Here is a 23,020-nt window from a genome sequence, read left to right as displayed (position 1 = left end):
TGACTGTTCTTTTAAACGTATTTATGTTGATGGCCGGAGAGAAACAAACGAGGTAGAAGGAATGAAAAAATTCGGCCTGCGAGGACACAGACCAAGGGAAATAATATATAGATACGCGGACAGGAAAAAGAATTAATCTTCCTGTTCGGGTTTATCATCGTCAAAAAGGATACGGATGGCGGGAGTATGTACGTCATCATGCTGCCCGTTTTTTACCGACCAGAAAAACGCACCCAGGAAAATGAGGGCCATCAGGATACTACAGGAAATTAAAAAATAGATTATACTCATTTCAACTGATTTTTCTTTGCGAAATAATGTGTTGCAAAGCTGGTAAATGCAATAATTGTTATGGTACTGGAGGGCATTAAAACTGCCGCGGTGAGTGGCGAAAGCGTTCCCTGAACAGCAAAATAAACTCCAATTAGATTATATGAAGCCGAAATAACAAAACTCATTTTTATTGTTCTAATGGCATCTTGCGCCTGTTTAATAAATTTTGGCAGTTTCGGCAGGGAATCACCTTCAAGAATAGCATCGCATGCGGGATTAAAATTATTAATATCATCACTTACCGAAACTCCCAGGTCACTTTGTTTAAGTGCTCCGGCATCATTCAGTCCGTCTCCTAACATCATAACCTTTTTTCCGGCTTGCTGCAAATGGCTGATATAGTTTAACTTTTCCTGGGGGCTTTGCTTAAAAAGCATGGGCGTTGAGGGCGGAAAAACAACTCCTAACACGGCCCTATCCGTTTCATTATCGCCTGAAATTAAATGAAGAGGATACTTTTTACTTACTGTTTCAAGAAGAGCTTCTAATCCATCCCTCCACTCCTGCTTAAACAGGAAAAACCCTTTATATTCACCATCAATACGAATATGAACAGTGGAAGAATCTGTTTTTGCAATACCGGAACTTACAAAAGCCGCGTTTCCGAGTAAAACTTCGTGCCCTTCAATAAATCCGCTTATGCCTTGCCCAACCAGTTCTTTGTACTCGGTAACATCTAAAAACTGACTGTTTTTTACCCATTTAACAATTTCTCTGCTTAAGGGGTGATTTGAATTCCGGCAAAGGGATGCTGTTAAGATTGCCTCATGCCCGGTAAGATCGCCCTGAAAACGGAGATTTACAGAATCCGGAGATGTGATAGTTCCTGTTTTATCAAAAACCATCGTATTTATTTTTGCGAGCTGCTCTACCGCATCGGTATTCTTTAAATAAAACCCATTCTTATCAAAAATTCCTAAAACTGCCGAAAGGGTAAAAGGAGTGCTTAAAGCCAGCACACACGGGCAAGCTACAATTAAAACCGCAGTAAAAGCTGCCCAGGCTTTATCTGTATTCTCCGAAAAAATCCAGAAAGCGGCAGAACCAAAAGCTATAGCAAAAACAACCAGACTAAAGTATTTTGCAATTCGATCGTTAAACCCGATAATCTTTTCACGTTTCTCATCAAAAGCTTCGTTGTTCCAAAGTTTTGTAAGGTAGCTTTGAGACACCGGTTTTATCACTTCCATTTCCACTGCCTCTCCCATCTGCCTTCCGCCTGCGTACACAATTTCTCCCAGCACTTTTCTCACCGGCGCTGATTCGCCCGTTACAAAGCTGAAATCAAAATAACCCTCGCCTTTTAGCAGAATAGAATCGGCAGGGATAATTTCATTGTTATGGATAAGCATACGCTCGCCTACCACCAGTTCGCTTATTGCAACAGGTTTTTCTTTACCGTCTCTTAAAACCGTAACTGCTACGGGGAAATACGAACGATAATCACGCTGGAAAGAAAGATGATGATAACTTCTTTGTTTAACCCATTTTCCCATTAAAAGGAGAAAAACCAGTCCGCTGAGGGTATCGGTAAAACCCGGACCGGAATGAGTAAGTATTTCATAATAAGTACGAAGAAAAAGTACCGCAACAATCAGAGCTAAAGGTGCATCCAGATTAATAAGCCTGTTCTTTAATCCGGCCCATGCCGATTTGAAATAATCTGTTGCACAATAAAAAGTTACCGGAATTGCAAACGCAAGATTAAGCCACCCAAACAGGTTTTTGAACTGTGCTTCAATGGAAGATAGGCCAAGATACTCAGGAAAACTGAATAACATTACGTTCCCCATGCAAAAGCCTGCTACAGCAATTTTCTTTATCAGCTGCCGGTTTACCGAATTCTTTTTTTCCTTTACAACATCCTGCAAACTGATAGAGGGCTCGTAACTGATGGAAGCAAGAAGCTCAACTAATTGCCGTAGTGTAAAATTCGCATGCCGGAACGTTATGGTAACTTCCTTTTTTAAAAAATCAATCCTTGAATTTACAACCGAGCTTTCTATCTTATAAAGATGTTCCAATAACCAAAGGCATGAACTGCAATGAATAGCGGGTATATAAAATGTAACTACAGTAATATCTTTATCAGAATAATCAATTAATTGAGAAACGATGGAAGGCTCATCTAAATATTCAAAATGTGCTTTAACCCTTTTCTGAGTTTCGCCCGGGCTATCGTTATAATGATAGTAATTACATAAATTATTTTTTGATAATATCTGAAAAACGCTCTGACAGCCTACGCAGCAAAATGTTTTATCTTCAATCTGCCAGGTGCTGTCTGAACATTCTGAACCGCAGTGATAACAACTTGTTTTAGCAGAAGTAATAGTACTCATAAAACCCTTTTTCTGATTTTCCAAAGATGGAACAGATAAAGGATTTTATTTATGACGTCAGGGATTTTAAATAATGATTTTCGTCACTACCGCTGTTTGCGGCTGTTAAATCATTTCAATCTGATACTACTTGTGTGGATTTTTAGGTACAGATATCATCCCTTTAAATTCAATATTTCCAAACTCGGCAGTAATTTTCTGCCCGGCAGAGGAAGACTTGAATTTTGTACTGCTAATTGCAGAAATGGAAGGATTACTTACACTGAAAGTTCCGTTTGCGGCATGATTAAGCGCATACGACAGATAGACTTCAGAAGGATCGCCGAATTTTTTCGATAAATCTTCATAACCTTCCTTATCTACAGCCATCCCGGTATAATAACCTCCCACTTCCTGCTGATTCTTAGTTTCAAATTCAGGAATATACATATCGTATTTATCGATGTGTATGGCAAAAAAACCAACAGGTTTACCGTATGTCTTTTTTCCAATTAACTTAACGTTTACTGCCGGTTTTAGGCTATTTATAAGCAACTCACTGGCGGAGGCCGTGGATCCGGTAACGATAAAATAAACAGTGCTCACATTCAGGCTTCCGTCTTTTTTAAACACTTCCACGTTATAATCTGCCTTGGTTGGGGCAAAACCGATGTCGGCATAGGTATAATATTTTCCGTTCGCTGCATCACTAGAATATTGAAGCTTGTTGTTTTGATCCGTCAAAGGCTGATTGACCAGAATAGACGACTTTCTTTGCTGCTGAGTCTTCAAATTTTGCAAGGTTTGATTATAATAGGTTGTAAACATTACCTTGCCGTTTTGAGCGGCCGGAACAATAAGATTTGCAAAGTCTGCAGCGGTTTGCACGGAACCCCCTCCGTTATAACGCAGGTCGACAATTAATTCGCTAACTCCTGCAGTTGAAAAGCTGTTAATTGTTTCCTTTAAATCAGCATATACCTGATCGTTGTATGTAAACTGGTTAAATACAATATAACCAACCTTTTTATTTCCTTCCGTATAAATATGGGTATAAAGAATCGGATCCAGATCATAAGTTCCGCTGTTAACGGTAACATCTTTAGTAGAACCGTCGGCTTTTCTGATCTTCATTGAAACAGCTTTTTCTCCGCCAAAAATGGCATTGTTAACAAAATCAAGATCGGCATCGTTCGTTGCATCAAGCGAAGTTCTTCCATTAAGTTCTATTATCCGGTCGCTGCGTTCCAACCCTGCTGCTGCAGCCGGCGAACCCGCATACACATATTTCACTCTTAAATCCGATTGTGTATTGTAATTAACAGAAAATCCGTAATCGCCTCCAACACCTCCAAGTTCGGAAGATACGGAGCCGTCATCTATAAAAGAATATTTTGATTCTCCCGGATAACTTTCTATGTATTCATAAGATTTGCCTGTAACCGGGTTGACGGGATACTGTGTAATGGCATACAACTCCTGTTCAAAAGAAGAAAAACCCCTGGGATTAAATGAAGCGTACTCAGGCAGAGCTTCGTTCCAGTAATACACTTCTTTTGCGTACAAGAAAATAGAGTCTTTGGTAAGCGCATCCCTGTTAACCTTGGGTTTTGGATCTTTCTTACATCCTGCGCCCAGCAGCATAAAGGATGCGCCAAATACGATCGCAATAATTGTAGATTTAATTTTCATAATTTCTTTATAACAAATCCTGTATTTCAATATAATCAACTCCTGCTGATGCCGCAAATTCCTGGTCGGTTTCAGAGCTTCCAAAAATGATGATCTCTTTTCTGCTCAGTTTATATTTATCAATGAGAAAAAGTAGGACATCCGTCTCTGGTTTTGGTTTAATTTCGTCTGCAAAATACACGGTCAAATATTGCTCCAATCCGTTCCATTCCACTTGCCTGATCTTATTCAGCTGCTGTTCGGGGTTTCCGTTAGTTAGCAGAAAAATCTGTTTTCTGTCAACTACAATCTGCTGTAACAGCTGAAGAACATTTTTATAAATAAGCAATTTTAAAGGAAGACGAGCATTTTTATGTAAACGATCTAAGTTTTCGCGGTATTTTTCATCTATTCCAAACGCTTCTTTAGCCCTGTCAAAAATTCCTGTAGCGCCTTTATGTTCGTAGCTGGTTTTTAAAAATTGAAGCAGGTCTGCAGCAGGCGGAAATGTTTCTGTATATTCTATAAAACTGGCGAACAGATAATATACCTGCAACAGGTAATCCTTTTCGGGATAAATTACATTATCAAGCTCAAAAACAAAAGCCTTCTTTCCTGAGGGGATATCCTGGTAAGTTAACATTAATCGGCAGTAAAGATGTTAAATGCAGTATTTTCTTTATTTGTCCAGAAAACACCCCGCTCTGTATCAGCAGGAATTTTCGGATTATTTGCAGCAGTTGTTGCAACACATTCGCCATGTGCAATAACCACAATCTCCCGCCCTGAATATACCTCTAGAGGTAAGAGTTCAGCAATCTGATCTTTTGCAGGAATCATCAGTTCAATACCATACTCCTCAAACAATTGAATAGCATCTGCTAATGCTTTAATTTCCTGCTTCAATAAAGGATATACTCTTTCAATGCTGTTATCCAGGCAAATCTTCAACATCTCATGAACAAAAGTATTGGAATGAGCGCCCGGAATTTTAATAAATGAAGAGCCCTTTAGAAGGAATTCCGGAAGTTCTGTTGCATCGGCGAGGAAAACGCTGTTTTCACGTTCCAGTAACCTTTTCAGTTTATAAGCGTTCGCAAAGGTAGAGCCGGTAATGAGTATGTTCAATGTAGCGTTATTTATAAATGATCTGTTATTTGCCCGTCTTTCATCATAATTTTACGGTCAGACATTTCTGCAAGGTCTTCATTATGGGTTACAATTACAAAAGTCTGCCCGAAATCATTCCGCAGCTGAATAAACAATTTGTGCAGATTTTCCGCGTTGGCTGAATCCAGGTTTCCTGAAGGTTCATCAGCAAGAATAATTAAAGGTTTATTCATTAATGCTCTTGCCACAGATACCCGCTGCTGCTCTCCGCCCGAAAGTTCGGAAGGTTTATGATCTGCACGATGTTTAAGCCCCAGCATTTCCAGAAGTTCATAAGCCCTGCTTTCTGCTTCCTTTCTGCCCTTCTTAGCAATAAATGCCGGGATACAAATATTTTCAAGTGCAGTAAACTCCGGTAATAAATGGTGGAACTGAAAAATAAAGCCAATGTATTCGTTGCGGAAAGCACTTAAGCGCTGAGGCGACAGCTTATTCACCCTCACACCGTGGATTAATAAATCCCCTGCATCCGGTTTGTCCAAGGTGCCTATAATATGAAGCAAGGTACTCTTTCCGGCACCGGATGCACCAAGAATAGTGACAATTTCCTTTTGCCTGACCTCCAGATCAACACCCTTGAGGATTTCAAGCTTTCCGTAAGATTTAGTAATTCCTGAAGCCGTAAGCATGTGCGAAGATAAAGAAAGCTGCAGGAAAATTGTTTTACATCTCAACCTGATTCATCCAATTAATCTTTTTCCAGATAAAAATTTTAAAAACAGGCTACGATTTGTAGTTTTACCGCAAATTTGAATCAATGAATATTCACGAATATCAAGGTAAAGAGATATTAAAAAGTTTCGGCGTTCGGGTTCAGGAAGGTATTGTAGCAGATACCCCGGAACAAGCTGTAGAAGCTGCCAAAAAGCTGAAAGAAGATTACAATTCTGATTGGGTTGTGGTAAAAGCACAAATTCATGCAGGCGGACGTGGAAAAGGCGGTGGTGTAAAGCTTGCAAAAAACCTGGATGAAGTAAGAGAAAAAGCTTCTCAAATAATCGGGATGCAGCTTATTACTCCGCAAACTGGTCCGGAAGGTAAAAAAGTGAATAAGGTTTTAATTGCGCAGGATGTTTATTATCCGGGTGAAAGTGAAACCAAAGAGTTTTACATGAGCGTTCTGTTAGACCGTGCAAAAGGACGCAATATTATTATGTATTCTACCGAAGGCGGGATGGATATCGAGCATGTTGCAGAAACAACTCCCCATCTGATCTTTAAAGAAGAAATTGACCCGAAAGTTGGACTGCGCCCGTTCCAGGCAAGTAAAATTGCCTTCAACCTGGGTTTGAGCGGAGTAGCTTTTAAAGATATGACCAAATTTGTAGCTGCACTTTATAAAGCGTATGAAGCTACAGATTCATCTATGTTTGAGATCAATCCTGTTTTAAAAACTTCTGACAATAAAATAATTGCCGTAGATGCAAAGGTTAATCTGGATGAAAATGGCTTATTCCGTCACCCGGATTATGCTGCTTACCGTGACGTAACCGAAGAAGATCCGATGGAAGTAGAAGCCAGCGAATCAAACCTTAATTACGTTAAATTAGATGGAAATGTAGGCTGTATGGTAAACGGAGCCGGTTTGGCAATGGCAACCATGGATATCATAAAATTAGCGGGTGGCGAACCTGCAAACTTCCTGGACGTTGGTGGAACTGCCAATGCACAGACAGTTAAAGCCGCATTTAATATCATACTGAAAGATCCGAACGTTAAAGCGATACTTATTAATATTTTCGGAGGTATTGTTCGTTGCGATCGTGTTGCGCAAGGCGTTATTGATGCATATAATGAAATAGGCAATATTCCTGTGCCAATCATTGTTCGCTTACAGGGAACAAATGCCGAAGAAGCTAAAAAACTTATTGATGAATCGGGACTACAGGTTTACTCGGCCATTCTTCTTAAAGAGGCTGCCGAACTGGTAACAAAAGTACTTTCAAAATAAGAAAGTCCATAGTTTTAAGTTCAAAAGCCATTGCATGCCCGCAATGGCTTTTTTGTTTTCTATTTCTTCCTTATAAAAAGAATCAGGAAATTTATTTCTTTAAAACTTCCTGCTATGAAAACACCTCTCCTTTTTATCCTGGCATTCCTTTTTATTTTACCCCCGGTAATCAAAGCGCAGAACGGACATTGGAAACTTATCAGTACAAACGACAAAATAGAGGGCCGCAGCGAGTGCGGATTAGCGGCGGTAAATGGAAAACTATATTTACTTGGCGGACAGGGAGCACCGGCACCGGTTGAAATTTTCAATCCTGCCACTTCTGTCTGGACTAAAAAAGCTACCGCCCCTGCAGAAATACACCATTTTCAGCCTGTTGTTTATAAAAACAAAATTTATGTATTGGAAGCATTCTCAGGAGGAACTTATCCGGATCAACATACACTAACGCATGTTTATAGCTATGATACTGAAAAAGACCGATGGAAAAAAGAAGGCGAAATTCCCGCAGGAAGAAGAAGAGCAGCAGCCGGCGCTGCAGTCTATAAAGGAAAAATCTACCTGGTAAATGGCATTCAGCATGGGCATGTAAGCGGAACTACCAACATGTTTGACGAGTATGATCCTGAAACGAAAACCTGGAGAAAGTTGCCCAACGCTCCCCACATCCGCGATCACTCAACGGCTGTTGTTGTAAATGATAAATTATACGCTATCGGCGGTCGTAATACAAGTTACCACGAACCCGGCAATTTTATGTCCTTTTTCGATAAAACCATTTTGGAAGTAGATTGCTTCGATTTTAAAACCGGAAAATGGTCAACATTAGATGCCAGCCTGCCTTTGGGAACAGGTGGAGGAACCGCTGTAAACCTTCATAATAAAATCTTCTATATCGGCGGAGAACGAGCGACCAAAAGTACTCCCAATGGCCCCCAGAAAGATGTTTATTACCTTGACCCTGCCGGCAGCACCGGCTGGATACACGCCGCAGATTTGAACAAAGCCCGCAACGGAGTGGGCGGAGCTATACTAAACGACAAAATTTACATAGCCGGCGGAGCGGGATCTGACGATATTGCAATAGAAGTATTTGAAAGTGAGTAAAAAGCCACCACCCGATCGGGGAATGGCTTTTCAAAACTGCATTTAAACCAAAACCATTAAAAAATAATATTCCCTCTTATTTCGCCGGACGGATGGGCGGAACTGTGAACATTGAAATACCATTTTCCTGCCAGCAATTCGTTTGCCTGCTCTTGTGTTAAAGGATCGGTAGAACCGCTTAATGTTCCTGAATTACCGGCACTAAAACCCGTTACCGGAATTTCAACAGGAGAACTCGTGCTGGGAGAACCATTCTCTGCACCGTGAAAATGCATTCCTGTAGTTGTAGAAGAACTTGCTCCTAACTGCCAGCTGAGGTTGTAAGAGATCACCCTGCTAATTGGATCGAACGCTACTTCTATCGTACCGCTGCCTCCGTCTGTAACTGCAGGCACCTCATTTGCGCCACTCAATTGTATGGTAGCTGTCTTTAATGGGTTCGCATCCTCCTTCTTATCTTTTTTACAGGCAGACATAGCAAATACCAGTACTCCCAAAATAAACAGCAGTGCGTTCAGTTGATTTTTTATAAGTGTTTTCATAAGCTGATTTTTATAACAGGTACGTTCATCGCAAAGAGGAGGTTGCCTCCTCACCTGTTAAAAGGAGCAGGAGGAAGAAATAAACAGAATTCTTTTTATACCACAGTCGGCGGAACCAGTACCGATTTAAAATTCAGGTTACTTCCTCATATTTAAACAGATATTACTCGTAATGCGGGGAAGGTTTATATTTTTGCAAAACATTTCAACTATTCCCTAAAGGAATATTATTAATTATGTAAAAGAAAAAGGATTATGCTTCAACGTACTAAGATTAAAGATCTGCTTAACACTACTGAATTCAACAAACAGGTTACGGTTAAAGGCTGGGTAAGAACTTTTCGTAACAATCAGTTCATCGCCATTAACGATGGTTCAACTATCAATAATATTCAGGCAGTTGTTGACTTTAATAATACGGACGAAGCTTTATTGAAACGGTTAACAACCGGTGCGGCAGTTTCTGTAACGGGAGAACTGATAGAATCTTTGGGAAAAGGCCAGAAAGTAGAGATCAAGGTGCAGCAGCTCGAAATACTGGGCGACAGCGATCCCGAAAAATATCCTTTGCAACCTAAAAAACACAGTCTGGAATTTTTACGGGAAATAGCTCACCTTCGTTTTCGCACCAATACGTTCAATGCTGTTTTCAAGGTTCGTAATGCGTTGGCTTTTGCCGTACACAAATTCTTTAACGATCGTGGTTTTATTTATATGCACACGCCGATCATTACCGGATCGGATGCGGAAGGTGCCGGAGAAATGTTTCGCGTTACTACCCTCGAGTTTGAAAATACGCCGAGGAATGAAGACGGCTCCGTTAACTTTAAAGAAGATTTTTTCGGAAAAGCTACCAATCTTACCGTTTCCGGGCAGTTGGAAGGAGAACTTGCAGCCATGGCCTTTGGCGATATTTACACATTCGGACCTACTTTCAGGGCTGAAAACTCCAATACAACCCGGCATTTAGCTGAGTTTTGGATGATTGAGCCTGAAATGGCCTTTTACGATCTGAACGACAACATGGACCTGGCGGAAGCATTGTTAAAATATGTGATCAGCTATGCGATTGAAAACTGTTCCGAAGAGCTTGAATTCCTGAAGAACCGTTTACTGGAAGAAGAAAAGCAGAAACCGCAGAACGAACGCTCGGAGTTTGACCTGATAGCCAAGCTGAACTTTTGCCTCGACAATGATTTTGAGCGCCTCACCTACACCGAAGCCATCGATATTCTGAAGAATTCGAAACCCAACCAGAAAAAACAATTCAAATATTTGATTGATAACTGGGGCGCCGACCTGCAATCAGAACACGAGCGCTACCTGGTAGAAAAGCACTTCAAAAAACCGGTGATCTTAACCAATTACCCGGCAGAAATTAAAGCCTTTTACATGAGGCAGAATGAAGCGGATGAACAAGGCAGAAAAACCGTAAGGGCGATGGATATTTTATTCCCCGGTATCGGGGAGATTGTTGGCGGGTCGCAGCGGGAAGAACGCCTGGATATGCTGGAACAACGCATGCAGGAAATGAACATCCCGGCCGAAGAACTTTCCTGGTACCTGGATACCCGCCGTTTTGGTTCCGCACCGCATGCCGGCTTTGGTTTAGGTTTTGAACGCCTCGTTTTATTTGTAACCGGCATGACAAACATCCGTGATGTAATTCCTTTCCCGCGTACGCCGAAAAACGCGGAGTTTTAGTTTCGTACCTTAAATCAATATGCTAAAAGCAGAGAAAAACATTCTTTCTCTGCTTTTTATATTTTCAGCATATTTTATAATTAGCACTTCTATTTGGAATTGCAGGGATAAATTTTTAACTATGTTTTAATATTGTTTTAACTATAATGCGTGTTTAGGCTAGAAGAATAACAACAGATATAACAGAAATATACGAAAGTGTGCGCAAAGCCACTCGTTATAGCTCATTTTAAGAAGACCGACAACAAAAGAAAGAAATGCCATTAAGAGCATACATAGACAATGAAGAAATCATTTCCATTGACCAAGACGAAAAACAATGGGAAGATTTAAAAAAGCAGCTCAAATCAAAAGAGTCCGTTTTGACATTGCCGTGTTGCCGACACGTTGGATTTTTAAGGACAAGTAGCAAAGGTCTTAGACACTTCGTTCACGCAAAATCAGACAACACTTGCGACTGGAAACCAGAATCACCAGAACATTTGAGAGCAAAAATTGAAATAATAGAAGCTTGCAAAGAAAATGGCTGGAAAGCGATACCTGAATTTTCAGAAACTAATTGGAGAGCAGACGTTTTGGCTATCCGAAATGAAAAACGAATTGCATTTGAAGTTCAATGGAGCAAACAGACATTTGAAGACACAAAATTTCGCCAAGACAGATATAAAGAATCAAATGTTCGTGGTTGCTGGTTTTTCCGCACAGCACCAAAGGAGTTAAGAGAATATGACGAACATCTAAAAGCTGACAAAGAAATACCAGCATTCAAAATATTTAAAGACGACAACTCAAACATTATTGCTCAACTCAAACAGACACAACTTCCATTAAGGACTTTGGTAGACAGCTTATTAAAAAGAAGATTAAAATTCTGCGAACACATTCGACTGAAACCAAAACAAGAAGTAACAATCGTTTTCTTTGAAACAAGCTGTTGGAAGTGCCATAAACCCCAACACCTTTGGACAGTCGAACAAAATCTTGTTACGGTATGCAATCAGGACTTTTATTTAATGGGTTCAATGTGGGACAATGACGATATTGACAAAAGCCCCAAAATATATGAAGCTGTAAAGCAGTTCTTACAAACAGAGAAAGGTAAAAATCTCAAAATCGGACAACTAAAAAAGCGATATAGCAAAACAGTTCACGACAGCTATTTATCACACGGCTGCTTCTACTGTGACTCAATTTTTGGCGATTGGTTCTTAAACACAGAAAAAATGGACGGACAGAACGACCCCAACGGCATAAGACATAAAATAGAAATAGAGTTTGAAGCGACAAAGGAAGAAGGACAACATTGGTGCTACTCTGACAACGGACAATTTTGCGAATGAAAAGAAAAACGAGCTATAACACGGGTTTTGCGTCAGGCGGGGTGACGTGCAAACTTGGAGCTTTGTGCTTCTATTCAAGTTCAGTGCTGGTTGACAGTTTTGTGCTCCGAAACCCGCCCGAACGCAAAGCCCGAAACCGTTATGCCCAATTTTAGGACGACACCAACACAACGACATGAATGGAATTAGAAAACATAGAGGACTTAAACGATACTATAAAAACCTTGCTGTTGAAAATGACCTTGACAAAGCAACGTGGCTTGACTTTGACAATTCCAAAACGTGGTTCGACAATTGGCATCTGCACTTTGACTGGAAAGGCTACGGTAATGACAGCTTCAAAAGAAGAAGACCACATTTAGACAAGTTGTTTCGTCACTTTGACATACTCGTTGACAGGACAAAAAAACTAAAAACAGACTTTCAACTCTATTCTGTTTTACTTGACTTCGACAGTTCAAGTGACGCACTATTCTTACATACACCAAATCCTAACAACAGTCAATTTCCGTTTAAAATTACCGACTTGCAGTTGACAACGACATTGACAAATAAACAACTCGACAACTATTTAAATAACTTAAACGGTTATGAAAAGCTATATGGAAAAGCGGACGAAGCCTTCTGTTTAATATTCAAGAAAAATGTGGGACAACCTTTCTGACAGAAGAAAAACTGGGCATAACAGCACATTTGCAATAGGCGGGGTTTCGTGCTCCGCATGAACATTTGTGCTAAAAAGCCCGCCCATCGCAAATCTGCAAAACGTTAGCTGTAACTTTATGACGACATACAAACTCATAATAACATTATCAATTCTGACTTTTTTTTTCGGCTGTGACAACAACAAACACGGACGACAAAACGAAATAAAAAGAGTTGTATTTGCTACAGGTGGTTGCTATGGAAACTGTCCTATTCAAGTTATTGAAATAGACAGTTCCTTGACAATTAAGTATCATGGGGTAAAATATACAGACCGTGTTGGCTTTTATATCGGCAACATAACCAACGACTTTTGGAACCTATTGAATTTAAAGTTTGAGAATATTAACTACAAACAACTCGACAGCTCTTATGAACATTCTGTTGACGACCTTTCAACTGAAATTTACATTTACTACAACGATAAGGTAAAACATATTCATGGACAATCCGCAAGTCTGCCCGATAGCGTAATGACAGTATACCAATGGCTAATGACAGAGATTAAACAACTCAAAATGCAACCGACAAAAGACAGTTTAAGTTTTCCGACAATTGTTGAAAAACCTTTGCCAATACCACCAATACCAGAGAATTTTAAATTTGTTCCACCGACAGTTGAAGAAAAATGAGAAAAGCTACAGCTAACACGGGTTTTGCGTCAGGCGGGGTGACGCGTAAACTTGAAACTTTGTGCTTCTAATGAACTTTAGTAATAACTTGAAATTTTGTGCTCCGAAACCCGCCCGAACGCAAAGCCCTAACCGTTATGCGCAACCATAAAACCCATGAACAATTTCGAGGAAATAAATAACTACGGAGGACTGTTTCTTACGAAGCTACATGAGCCTAGTGACAACTCCCTCGAAATCGAAGTTCGGGAATCATTTACATCACCGCTTTCGACAGACGTAGTTGTCGGAGAAAAAACTATCAAGGACTGTTATGAAGTATCTATTAATGAATACGGAACATCCTTTAATATCTCCTTTATAAATTATGTAGCATATCAAGTTCTTAATGAGAGCTTCTACAGCTTTCGTGAGAATGAAAACTATGTTGCTGGAAAGTACTCGACCTTTTGCATTTTTTCGGAATCGAGTTATCTCGACTTCGTTTTGAAAGAAACTTATGCGGACGAGATTTTCCCTAAGGAATTGAGACACTATGGACTGTATTGCCAAAACCACATTGTTCATATTATTGCATTAAACGAACCAGAAATTACAAAGAATGGCAGCGCATAACATCGGCTCTGTTGCTATTGCTGGTTTCGGTGGTGTATGTTATTTCGCTGCTTTCTATTACATTAGTGCGGGCTTGAAAGTGACGTGCAATTAATGCCGCAACATCAACAAGCCTTACCGTTGGGTGCTATTTTACGGACGACACCAAAACGACCAGAAAACAATGACAGAACGAATTAAATATACTTGCAGCTGTTGCGGACAAGAACACTTTGAGTTTCCAGCTCTGACATTTAAGTCGCCAGATAATTACGACACATTATCGCACCAAGACAAAGAAATAATAGCGGAAATCAGTAGCGACTTTTGTGTTATAACTCACAGCGACCAAACAGACAGGTTTATCCGTTGCACTTTGACACAAAAAGTAATTGACCATTGTGAAGATTTAGAATACGGACTTTGGGTTTCGTTAAGCGAAAAAAGTTTTAATGACTATTCCGAAAACTTTGACAACGAAAATCACGAAACAAAATACTTCGGTTGGCTATGCAACGACATACCCGAATACGAATTTAAGGAAAGTATTCCGACAACTGTTTTTACACGGGCAGGAAATCAACGCCCCGAAATTGTTCCTCACGAAGACTTTGACCACCAATTCGTAAAAGACTATTACAACGGAATAACCAAAGACGAAGCCGAAAGACGAATTAAAACAATGTTGGACAGAATTGAACAAGCAAACTGAATAGAAAAAACAGCACCCAACACGGGTTTTGCGTCAGGCGGGCTGACGTGCAAACTTAAAGCTTTGTGCTTGTAATGAACATTAGTAATAAATTGAAACTTTGTGCTCCGAAACCCGCCCGAACGCAAAGCCCGAAACCGTTGGCTAATATTATAAAAATGACAATAACGTACAAACTTTACTTTACGACCCTATTCATTTTACTAACCAACTTCACATTTGGGCAAAGAGCCCCGTCGCCTCCAAAACCACTAGGACAAAAAAAAATCGGCAAAAGCAACAACGGCAATTCTCAAAGAATGTATGGCGAACAAGTAAAAACTATTTTGCCAAAATTTGATATATCTCTATCCTTATCGACAGACATAAAGTCAATCTACTATTTCAAGACAATCGAAAACAAACTCGTTCAACTTGACACAACCATTACATCTGAACAAATCATTAGTTTGACCAAGTTCAATATCTCTAAAAATCAAATTGATCCAAAAGTTTTAGATAGTTTAGCAAACAAGACGTATAACCAAAACGAGGAAAAAAACTATGCAGAAGCTATTAAAACGGCACAATTGATACTTGACAAGAGCCCTAACAACATAACAGGGCACAAAGAAATATCATTCGCCTATAAACGGATAGGCAAGGACAGCCTTTCAAATAAACATTTTGGAATGATGGTGAAAATAATAACTTCCGTTTTTAAATATGGAGATGGAACATACGATTATCCATTCTTAGTAAACAATTTTTTTGAAGGAATTTCAATTTATGAAGCTGCGTTTAGATGCAAACCCAACAAAATGACAATCATGCTGGACAAACATAAGAGGCTTTTAGGTGCATACAACGGATATTCTTCTGCAATGGACGAAATTTTAATTAGATATTCTGAATTGACGCATTGGAAATCACAGTTAAAAGAAGGTGACTATATTGAAGAAAAATAACATCAGCCAACATGTTTTTTGCAAAAAATGGCGGGTGACGTTATTCTCGAAATTTTCTACATTTAACTAAACTTTGTGCTGTGCGGCAATGAAGTGCTTACTATCCGCCATATTCGCAAACCGCTACTCGTTATACTCAACACCTTTAACAATTTAAACCGTCATATTCTATATCAACCTCTCCTGACGCAAATAACCTCTTTTTTGACGCTTCTATACCCTACTTATTTCGTGGCTAAGCGGTACGTTTGTACTATAACAAATCCGTTCTAAGCGATATATTTGACGAAGAACACCTTCTTCAAAGTCCTGAATAACAATTAAAACCAGCTATGAGAAAGATAATTGCTGCAATCAATATGACACTTGACGGTTTTTGCGACCATACGGCCGGAGTTGTTGATGCTAAACTCCATCAGCATTATTCTGAACTGATAGATAATGCAGGAGTTATTTTATATGGTCGGAAAACCTACCAACTCATGCAATTTTGGCAAACATTATTGAAAAATCCTTCGGGTGAAAAATCGATGGACGACTTTGCAGTTTCAATAGACAAAATTCAAAAACTTGTTTTCTCCAACACCCTGAAAGACACAGGCTGGAACAGTGCAAATCTTACACAGCGACCTCTTAATGAAGAAATTCTGGAACTCAAACAACAATCAGGAAAGGACATCCTGGTTGGAAGCCGGAGTTTGATTATTCAACTTTTAAATAGTAATCTTATTGACGAATTTCAAATTTGTATTCATCCTGTAATAGAAGGAAAAGGGCTGCGGCTGTTTGACGAAGTAAAGGACAGGGTTGTTTTCAAACTTGTTAAGACAAAAACATTTACGTCAGGAGCAATAATACTTTACTATGAACGCACATAAATGAAGTCAAAATCCGCTCCAGGTGCATGATACTGAAAGAACCTAACCAATCAATAAACTTTAATAACCAACAAAGAAACAACTATATGAGAAAAATAATTTCATTTATGCACATCTCGCTCGACGGCTTTGCAGCCGGACCGAACGGAGAGATGAACTGGATTAAAGTTGATGAAGAAATTTTCGATCATGTGGGTAAGCGGATAAGCCAGGTCGACACGGCATTATATGGACGGGTAACTTTTCAGATGATGGAAAATTACTGGCCTACAGCCGGCGACAAGCCGGATGCGAGCAAGCACGACATTGAACATTCAAAATGGTATAGCAAAGTTCACAAAGTTGTATTATCAAAAACAATGAGTACCGATGATGGTCGGGATGCAGGTTTGACGAACACAACAATTATCAGCGACAACCTTTCTGACAGAATTAATGAAATAAAACAGCAAGCAGGTGAAGACATCCTGGTTTTTGGCAGCCCGACAGCAACACATTCACTTATGCAACAAAACTTGATTGACGGCTACTGGCTATTTGTTAACCCTATTATCCTTGGGCAAGGTATTCCGCTGTTTGCAGACATCAAAGACAAAATAAAACTAAAACTATTAACTTCACAGCAATTCAATTGCGGAGTAACGGAACTGAATTATATAGTTGACAAACAATAACGATTAATATGTCATTTCAAGCGTATTTAGACAATATACAAGCAAAAACAGGCCTTACACCTTCCGATTTTAAAAAATTGGCCGAGAAAAAAGGCTTTATTACCGACGGTAAACTTAATCCTGAAACAAAAGCGACAGAAATAACCAATTGGTTAAAAGAAGAGTTTGAATTAGGCCACGGACATGCGATGGCTATTTACGCAACATTTAAAGGTAAAACGGAATAAATACAGAAAGTTCAAAAAAACAAAAGCTGAAACTCTGTAGCGCTATGCTGTTGCCGGCAGGGTCTTAAAATAATGCATTCAGTTTGACTAATTCAATTATAAAATATGGAACAGGTTTCCGACTTCTTTACTCTGTATAAAAACTTTGCCTGGGAAAAGGACAGTGAAAGCATGATTAAGCTGTATGACAACCATGTTGTAATTTTCGATATGTGGAACAAAGGACATTATTCAGGTTTGACAGAATGGTCGGGCATTATAAAACAGTGGCTTGGTTCTCTGAAAGATGAAAGAGTGAATGTAATTTTTGAAATGACGGAAATTCACAGGGACGAAACTGCCGGTTTTGCAAGTTCGCTGATTAAGTATCAGGCTGTTTCAACAGGCAATAAAATTCTTAGGAGTATGACGAACAGAATTACCTTAGGATTTAAAAAGACGGAAGATAGCTGGAAAGTGGTTCATCAACATACCTCCGCTCCTATCAACTCCGATCTGCAAGCAATTTTCACCGAATAATTCTTATTTCCGATTTCTCTTAAAATTCACGACAGTACAGATTGTTATTGAACCGCTTTACCCCGTTCAGGTTGTTTAAAAGCCTTGGAGAAAACACTGTCATTAGACAAATTCTGTTTTTTCCATCTATCTTATTTTGAAATTTAATTTCTAGTTTCGCCGTATTAAATAACTTATATGAAACTTTTCCAGAAACTAGTATTGATTTCGTTTTTTCTCTTTGTGTCTTTTTCTGATTCGTATGGCCAGCAAGCCGAGAAGAAGACCTCCCCTTTTCGGTTTTTAATTAAAGGAGGTCTTGAATTTGGCGGGGATGATGTGGCTGAAGTTTATTTTGAGGATGGAGACAAACAATCGGTGAAAGCGGGTCAGGGTGGATCTGTCGGAATTGGAGCAGAATTTCAAGTCCCAGCTGTAAAAAAATTACTATTTCATGCAACCGCAGGATATAAATTTGTAACAACTAAGGCTGATAATGCGAACATTCGTTTGAGCAGAATACCAATTCTTTTTACAGCAAATTGGTTGCTGACAAAGAAACTCCGTTTCGGTGCGGGAATAGCTTCTCATCAGGGCATTCGTTTTAAAGCTGACGGACTTGGAGAAGACATCACTTTCCGCAGTGCAACCGGCCCCACAGTTGAGTTAGCATATAGCGGAATCGGCCTCACTTATACCGCTATGACTTACAAAGACCAGGCAAATAATAATTATTCTGCCAATGCGGTTGGCCTTTCACTGACACTTGCACTACCAAAGCGATAGATTCCTCTTTCAGCACGTTATAACATTAGTAAAACGCTCAAACACATGAAATTAATTCTATTACTTATTCTTCCGCTCCTAACAATAGCTCAGTCCACCAATGAAAGGAAAATTTATTTACTGAATAAAAAAGTTGAACTGACTATACCAGCTCAATTAGTTGAGATGTCCGATCGAAACTGGAATTTAAAGTATGAGGGCCGTCCCCGTCAGGCTCTTGCTTTAGCGGATAAAAGAGGCGAAGTAAGTCTGATTGGCATGATTACAAAACAACGTGCCAAGGACAGTCAGATTTCTGCTTATAAAGACTTTCAGATTGCAGAGTTAAAGAAAGTTCACCCGGACATACAACTGATAGATCAGGGCGTAAAAACGGTGCGGGGAAAAAAGGTTGGCTATTTCAGATTCCTTTCCCAGGCAATTGATCAAAAGATCTTCAATTATTATTTTTTTACAGTGGTAGATGGTGAAGTGGTTTTATTCAACTTCAACAGTATAGAAAAGTTAAGATCCAGCTGGGAAAATAAAGCGGAGCAAATTGTCTCCTCGCTGATTGTTAACTGAAGTTGTTGTTTCTAAAATGTAAAGGTGAATAAGCCCTCAACAACTCCTCACTGGTCGTACCGTCTCGCTACGACATTATCACAAGAATGGTACTTTCTGAGGAACAGATCGAAAATCGTCCTCGTTTGCAACGAGGATTAGCGAGAATTGCGATTCATCGCACATTACAAATTTACCTCTCAGCCATCCGCGTTATAAACGCGGACGATAAACGGGAGTCGTACCGTCTCGCTACGACCTCATCACAAGAATGCTACTTTCTAAGGAACAGATCGAACCGTGGCTAGACGCTACGACTAGTACTGGTTTAAAAACCCTTAACCAGTTTGAATATTTAGAAAGAAAATGTAAATTTTCCTACTTATATGAAATATAGACGCAAGTGGGTTCGTCTATAAACTAGTTAGCAAGACATTAAAGACCTATGTTAAACAAAGAAGAAGCCGCCGAAAGGATTACTGCCCTTTTAGCTGAAAGAAAGAATAGAGTAGTGGGAAAAAATATAGTTTCGGCTGCCTTGTCCCTTTTTTCAAATCCTGCTGAAGCTGTAGAAAAGTTATTTTTTGGTGTTGATAAGGAGCTTTCCGATGAAAAATTAAAGTTTGAGCAAGAATTGATGTTGGAGTTGGTTTGTGAGATCGGTCAATCTTTAACGAATATTCAGGAACAATTCGAATCAAGATATGGTAAAACCGAATCAGTAGTAATAGATGGATTAATAGAGGTCAGTTCAAAGAATTCTGAAGCAACAATGGGAGTACATATTAAAAGTAACTCTGGGCAAGTGGAATTTAAGCCTGGAACGAAAATTACCGTAAAGTCTGAAGGTGGTACTGGAAGTACAACGGGCTTGAAAATAGGAGATTAATGGCGGATATAAATTTAACAATGGGAGTATTCTGCCCTAAATGCAACCTTACAATTGGTACTTATGCTGCCGTTGGCAGTAATACAAACTGCCCTGGTTGTGGTGGGCCTATCATTGCTGCCCCATCTGGAAAAACAAAAGTTATCTCCAACTTCAAGTGCGAATGCGGTATGCAAATAGGGCATTTGTCAATTGTTGGTGAGAAAGCATGCTGCCCTAATTGTGGTAAGGAAATTTAACGTTTGTTAACAAGAGCTTGTAGCTATTGCGAGTTTAGCGGTTTATGCAAATTCAAAGTTTTCTATTACTTTAGGTCACACTTGTGAAGATTATACTCCTAAATCGTCCTCGTTTGCAACGAGGATTAGCGAGAATTGCGATTTCATCGCATTACAAATGTACCTCTCAGCCATCCGCGTTATAAACGCAGACGATAAAGCGTTGAAAATTGCAAGTCAAAAAGTAGAAGAACTTACAAAGCTTATGGGAGAGATCGATAACGACACAAAGAAAAACGGCTTATAACACACCCTTCAAAAATGGCGGCCGATGTTATTCTCGAAAATTTTCTACTTTTAACTAAGTTTTGTGCCGGGTGACAAATGAAGTCTTTCTATCCGCCATCTTCGCAAAGCCTTAACCGTTAGTCAGAAGTTCCCAATATGATCCATCAGTACAAAACGAACTTAAAGAAACGCATTTTAGCGACTTTGCTTGACTATTTAATTTTTGGTCTTCTAACTTATCTCTACTTCGGTTTTTTTGGAGAAGTGAATGAGCAAGGAGGATTCGAACTTTATAATTTAATGCTTCTTCCTATTGTTGTTTTATGGACTTGTTACTTCGTAGTAGTTGAAGGATTGAAAGGAGCTACATTTGGGCATCAGGCGTTAAACCTAAAGGTCTTAACAGTAAAAGGAGATGAAATAGGCTTTACAGAAGCATTTTTGAGACATATATTAGATTTGATTGATATTTATATCTATGGTATTCCTGCTCTAGTTGCTATAAAGTTTACCGACAGACATCAGCGACTAGGGGATCTAGTAGCAAAAACAGTAATGGTGGATTTGGATGACGAAACACAGTATAAAGAGAAAGTGCCAAGAAAAATCTTTGAAAGTAAAACCAGCCACTAACAAGAGCTTATAGCTATTGCTATTTCAGACTTTTCTATTACTTTAGTTCAAACTTGTGAAGATTGTGTTCTTAATTACTTAATATCACAAGCCGTTAACCGCTATCAATAATTATTGTGCTAAAAATATTCGAAAGAATTTATTACGGAACGATTAAAATGCATACATGGACGACCTCTTATATGCGAATAAACTTTTTTCTTTCCTAAATCGTCCTCGTTTGCAACGAGGATTAGCGAGAATTGCGATTTTATCGCACATTACAAATGTACCTCTCATTCCTCCGCGTTTTTAACGCGGACGATAAAGCGACGGAAAGCAATATTATTGCACATTAAAACATCGATCTCTTCCTTGATTCCTGTCTCTATAAAACATTTAAAAACTCCATTTCAATAAATAAAAATCCCCTTACCAATAAATCTCAACATCTATCAATAAGGGGAATATAAATAACGTTTCTAAACCGTCGCTTTAGCTGTTTCTGCAGTGGCAGCAGACTGTCTTCCTCCCCGGTCGGAGGTTTTACGAGCTTATTTGTAAGCGCCTATAAAGGTTTTATCGGCAGAAAGCCCTTCAACCATGGTATCCAGTAGCCCCAGGTTTGTGCGGGCATCTTTAAAAAGCGTTGCAAGTGTTTTTGTAGCTACGCTTCGAATGTCGCCTACCTTATCCCGCTGAGCGGTTAAGGGTTTAAAATCATTAATAGCAGTTTGCAACTCGTCTAGCTGCTGCGGGCTAACCTGGTAAGCGGCTGCTTCGGCCTGATGCTGAAAGCCGAGGCCAAGAATATCCTGGCTGGTATAAACCAGGGCTTCCTCCTTCATTTTATTAAAGTCCGACTTTGAAAAATCAACCGCCTTTTCCAGCACCGGGTTCTGCTTCACTTTTGCAAATGCTTTCAGTTTTAATGAGAGGGAATAAGCCATTTCTGTTAATTTTTTTCGCTGCAGTTCCCGCTGATCAGTATAACCCGCCGGGTTGTTTTGCAATTGGTTCAGTCCCGAATTCTCAATATCCCTGATATTGTTCTGGAACTTGTTAAATGTTTGAACAATTGGCTCAATACCACTCCAGGCATAATTAAACTGATAAAACGAGGCGGCTATCGCCTTGTACATACTTAACGAATTTAATTGCTTTTGATTCATTGTTTTTTAATTTATAATTAAATATATTAAAAATAAAAACAATAAAAGCAAGAATTGAAAGCTTATTTCCAATGTAACAATTGGCGTTTCTATCCGGATGATTGGCATTTTCGTTACAACAATTGCCATTTCTTACCTGGCGATCGTTATTTCCATCACGACAATTACCATTTCCATTGCGATAATTGCCATTTCTTACCTGGCAATCGTTATTTCCGTCACGACAATTACCATTTCCATTGCGACAATTGCCATTTCTCACCTGACAATCATCATTTCCGTGGCGACAATCGTCATTTCTTTGACAACAATTCACATTTCCATATCTACAATTGTCATTTCTTTGCTGACTATTCGCATTTCTTCATCGACAATTAACCTCATTACGCGGAAAAATCATACTTTAATTAAAAAAAGCAACTTATTTCCCCTGGCGGCTGATTTATTTCACAGTAATCACACCTTTCTGCTTATATTCCCTTAAATTTATAAAAAGGATTAGCAGG

28 protein-coding genes are annotated in these 23,020 nt (G+C 39.3%); 19 read left to right on the top strand and 9 right to left on the bottom strand.

Annotation, left to right across the window (positions count from 1 at the left end; all coding sequences use genetic code 11):
- Positions 1-132: 132 nt before the first annotated feature.
- The 6 genes from ccoS to ACLCDL_RS09930 all read right to left on the bottom strand — a co-directional run bounded on the left by ccoS (position 133) and on the right by ACLCDL_RS09930 (position 6,124).
- Positions 133-291: a cbb3-type cytochrome oxidase assembly protein CcoS gene (ccoS, locus tag ACLCDL_RS09955; protein WP_423148140.1), complete on the bottom strand. Its 159-nt coding sequence runs from the start codon at positions 289-291 to the stop codon at positions 133-135.
- A complete protein-coding gene (locus ACLCDL_RS09950; RefSeq protein ID WP_423148139.1) occupies positions 288-2,675 on the bottom strand; it encodes a heavy metal translocating P-type ATPase in 2,388 nt (795 codons plus the stop codon). Before ACLCDL_RS09950 ends, ccoS begins: the two co-directional genes overlap by 4 nt.
- Before the next feature lie 126 nt (positions 2,676-2,801).
- Positions 2,802-4,346 (bottom strand): S41 family peptidase, encoded by a 1,545-nt coding sequence (locus ACLCDL_RS09945; RefSeq protein ID WP_423148138.1) that lies wholly within the window; start codon positions 4,344-4,346, stop codon positions 2,802-2,804.
- A gap of 7 nt (positions 4,347-4,353) precedes the next feature.
- Positions 4,354-4,968 (bottom strand): HAD family hydrolase, encoded by a 615-nt coding sequence (locus tag ACLCDL_RS09940; RefSeq protein ID WP_423148137.1) that lies wholly within the window; start codon positions 4,966-4,968, stop codon positions 4,354-4,356.
- Positions 4,968-5,453, bottom strand: coding sequence for an ATP-grasp domain-containing protein (locus tag ACLCDL_RS09935; RefSeq protein ID WP_423148136.1), 486 nt, complete (start codon positions 5,451-5,453; stop codon positions 4,968-4,970). Before ACLCDL_RS09935 ends, ACLCDL_RS09940 begins: the two co-directional genes overlap by 1 nt.
- 11 nt (positions 5,454-5,464) lie before the next feature.
- Positions 5,465-6,124, bottom strand: coding sequence for an ABC transporter ATP-binding protein (locus ACLCDL_RS09930; protein ID WP_423148135.1), 660 nt, complete (start codon positions 6,122-6,124; stop codon positions 5,465-5,467).
- A 128-nt stretch (positions 6,125-6,252) separates the two neighbouring features.
- Between ACLCDL_RS09930 and sucC the strand changes: the two genes are divergently transcribed.
- Entirely contained in the window at positions 6,253-7,446 is a 1,194-nt protein-coding gene (sucC, locus tag ACLCDL_RS09925; RefSeq protein ID WP_423148134.1) for an ADP-forming succinate--CoA ligase subunit beta, read from the top strand.
- A 114-nt stretch (positions 7,447-7,560) separates the two neighbouring features.
- A complete protein-coding gene (locus ACLCDL_RS09920) occupies positions 7,561-8,553 on the top strand; it encodes a Kelch repeat-containing protein (protein ID WP_423148133.1) in 993 nt (330 codons plus the stop codon).
- A 56-nt stretch (positions 8,554-8,609) separates the two neighbouring features.
- Here ACLCDL_RS09920 and ACLCDL_RS09915 read toward each other — a convergent pair whose 3' ends face one another.
- Positions 8,610-9,095, bottom strand: coding sequence for a CHRD domain-containing protein (locus tag ACLCDL_RS09915; RefSeq protein ID WP_423148132.1), 486 nt, complete (start codon positions 9,093-9,095; stop codon positions 8,610-8,612).
- Between the two features lie 255 nt (positions 9,096-9,350).
- Between ACLCDL_RS09915 and asnS the strand changes: the two genes are divergently transcribed.
- From asnS to ACLCDL_RS09830, 17 genes are all read left to right on the top strand, one after another.
- Positions 9,351-10,799, top strand: a complete 1,449-nt coding sequence (gene asnS, locus ACLCDL_RS09910; RefSeq protein ID WP_423148131.1) for an asparagine--tRNA ligase — start codon at positions 9,351-9,353, stop codon at positions 10,797-10,799.
- A gap of 257 nt (positions 10,800-11,056) precedes the next feature.
- Positions 11,057-12,139, top strand: coding sequence for a competence protein CoiA (locus tag ACLCDL_RS09905; protein ID WP_423148130.1), 1,083 nt, complete (start codon positions 11,057-11,059; stop codon positions 12,137-12,139).
- Positions 12,140-12,314: 175 nt separating this feature from the next.
- On the top strand, positions 12,315-12,803 hold the full coding sequence (locus ACLCDL_RS09900; RefSeq protein ID WP_423148129.1) for a hypothetical protein: 489 nt from the start codon (positions 12,315-12,317) through the stop codon (positions 12,801-12,803).
- A gap of 118 nt (positions 12,804-12,921) precedes the next feature.
- A complete protein-coding gene (locus ACLCDL_RS09895) occupies positions 12,922-13,476 on the top strand; it encodes a DUF6438 domain-containing protein (RefSeq protein WP_423148128.1) in 555 nt (184 codons plus the stop codon).
- 156 nt (positions 13,477-13,632) lie between these two features.
- Positions 13,633-14,091 (top strand): hypothetical protein, encoded by a 459-nt coding sequence (locus ACLCDL_RS09890; protein WP_423148127.1) that lies wholly within the window; start codon positions 13,633-13,635, stop codon positions 14,089-14,091.
- A gap of 163 nt (positions 14,092-14,254) precedes the next feature.
- A complete protein-coding gene (locus ACLCDL_RS09885; RefSeq protein ID WP_423148126.1) occupies positions 14,255-14,782 on the top strand; it encodes a DUF2199 domain-containing protein in 528 nt (175 codons plus the stop codon).
- A 74-nt stretch (positions 14,783-14,856) separates the two neighbouring features.
- On the top strand, positions 14,857-15,729 hold the full coding sequence (locus ACLCDL_RS09880) for a DUF4919 domain-containing protein (RefSeq protein WP_423148125.1): 873 nt from the start codon (positions 14,857-14,859) through the stop codon (positions 15,727-15,729).
- 332 nt (positions 15,730-16,061) lie between these two features.
- Entirely contained in the window at positions 16,062-16,607 is a 546-nt protein-coding gene (locus ACLCDL_RS09875; RefSeq protein WP_423148124.1) for a dihydrofolate reductase family protein, read from the top strand.
- Between the two features lie 86 nt (positions 16,608-16,693).
- Entirely contained in the window at positions 16,694-17,281 is a 588-nt protein-coding gene (locus tag ACLCDL_RS09870; RefSeq protein ID WP_423148123.1) for a dihydrofolate reductase family protein, read from the top strand.
- An 8-nt stretch (positions 17,282-17,289) separates the two neighbouring features.
- The gene (locus tag ACLCDL_RS09865) at positions 17,290-17,508 is read left to right on the top strand and encodes a DUF4287 domain-containing protein (RefSeq protein WP_423148122.1); all 219 of its coding nucleotides are present in this window, start codon (positions 17,290-17,292) and stop codon (positions 17,506-17,508) included.
- 105 nt (positions 17,509-17,613) lie between these two features.
- Positions 17,614-18,027, top strand: a complete 414-nt coding sequence (locus tag ACLCDL_RS09860; protein WP_423148121.1) for a nuclear transport factor 2 family protein — start codon at positions 17,614-17,616, stop codon at positions 18,025-18,027.
- A gap of 177 nt (positions 18,028-18,204) precedes the next feature.
- A complete protein-coding gene (locus tag ACLCDL_RS09855; protein ID WP_423148120.1) occupies positions 18,205-18,792 on the top strand; it encodes a hypothetical protein in 588 nt (195 codons plus the stop codon).
- A 45-nt stretch (positions 18,793-18,837) separates the two neighbouring features.
- On the top strand, positions 18,838-19,356 hold the full coding sequence (locus ACLCDL_RS09850; protein WP_423148119.1) for a hypothetical protein: 519 nt from the start codon (positions 18,838-18,840) through the stop codon (positions 19,354-19,356).
- Positions 19,357-19,780: 424 nt separating this feature from the next.
- Positions 19,781-20,224, top strand: a complete 444-nt coding sequence (locus ACLCDL_RS09845; protein WP_423148118.1) for a hypothetical protein — start codon at positions 19,781-19,783, stop codon at positions 20,222-20,224.
- Complete coding sequence (locus ACLCDL_RS09840) at positions 20,224-20,463, top strand: hypothetical protein (RefSeq protein ID WP_423148117.1); 240 nt, start codon at positions 20,224-20,226, stop codon at positions 20,461-20,463. Before ACLCDL_RS09845 ends, ACLCDL_RS09840 begins: the two co-directional genes overlap by 1 nt.
- Before the next feature lie 157 nt (positions 20,464-20,620).
- Entirely contained in the window at positions 20,621-20,749 is a 129-nt protein-coding gene (locus ACLCDL_RS09835) for a hypothetical protein (protein WP_423148116.1), read from the top strand.
- A 137-nt stretch (positions 20,750-20,886) separates the two neighbouring features.
- Positions 20,887-21,363: an RDD family protein gene (locus tag ACLCDL_RS09830; RefSeq protein WP_423148115.1), complete on the top strand. Its 477-nt coding sequence runs from the start codon at positions 20,887-20,889 to the stop codon at positions 21,361-21,363.
- Positions 21,364-21,896: 533 nt separating this feature from the next.
- Here ACLCDL_RS09830 and ACLCDL_RS09825 read toward each other — a convergent pair.
- Positions 21,897-22,484, bottom strand: coding sequence for a hypothetical protein (locus tag ACLCDL_RS09825; RefSeq protein WP_423148114.1), 588 nt, complete (start codon positions 22,482-22,484; stop codon positions 21,897-21,899).
- On the bottom strand, positions 22,447-22,830 hold the full coding sequence (locus tag ACLCDL_RS09820) for a hypothetical protein (protein WP_423148113.1): 384 nt from the start codon (positions 22,828-22,830) through the stop codon (positions 22,447-22,449). The genes ACLCDL_RS09825 and ACLCDL_RS09820 overlap by 38 nt, the downstream gene beginning before the upstream one ends.
- Positions 22,831-23,020: the final 190 nt, after the last annotated feature.

This window comes from Rubrilithobacter danxiaensis (assembly GCF_047272945.1).
Lineage (GTDB): Bacteria > Bacteroidota > Bacteroidia > Sphingobacteriales > Sphingobacteriaceae > Rubrolithibacter > Rubrolithibacter danxiaensis.
This window is presented reverse-complemented; position numbering and strand designations above follow the sequence as displayed.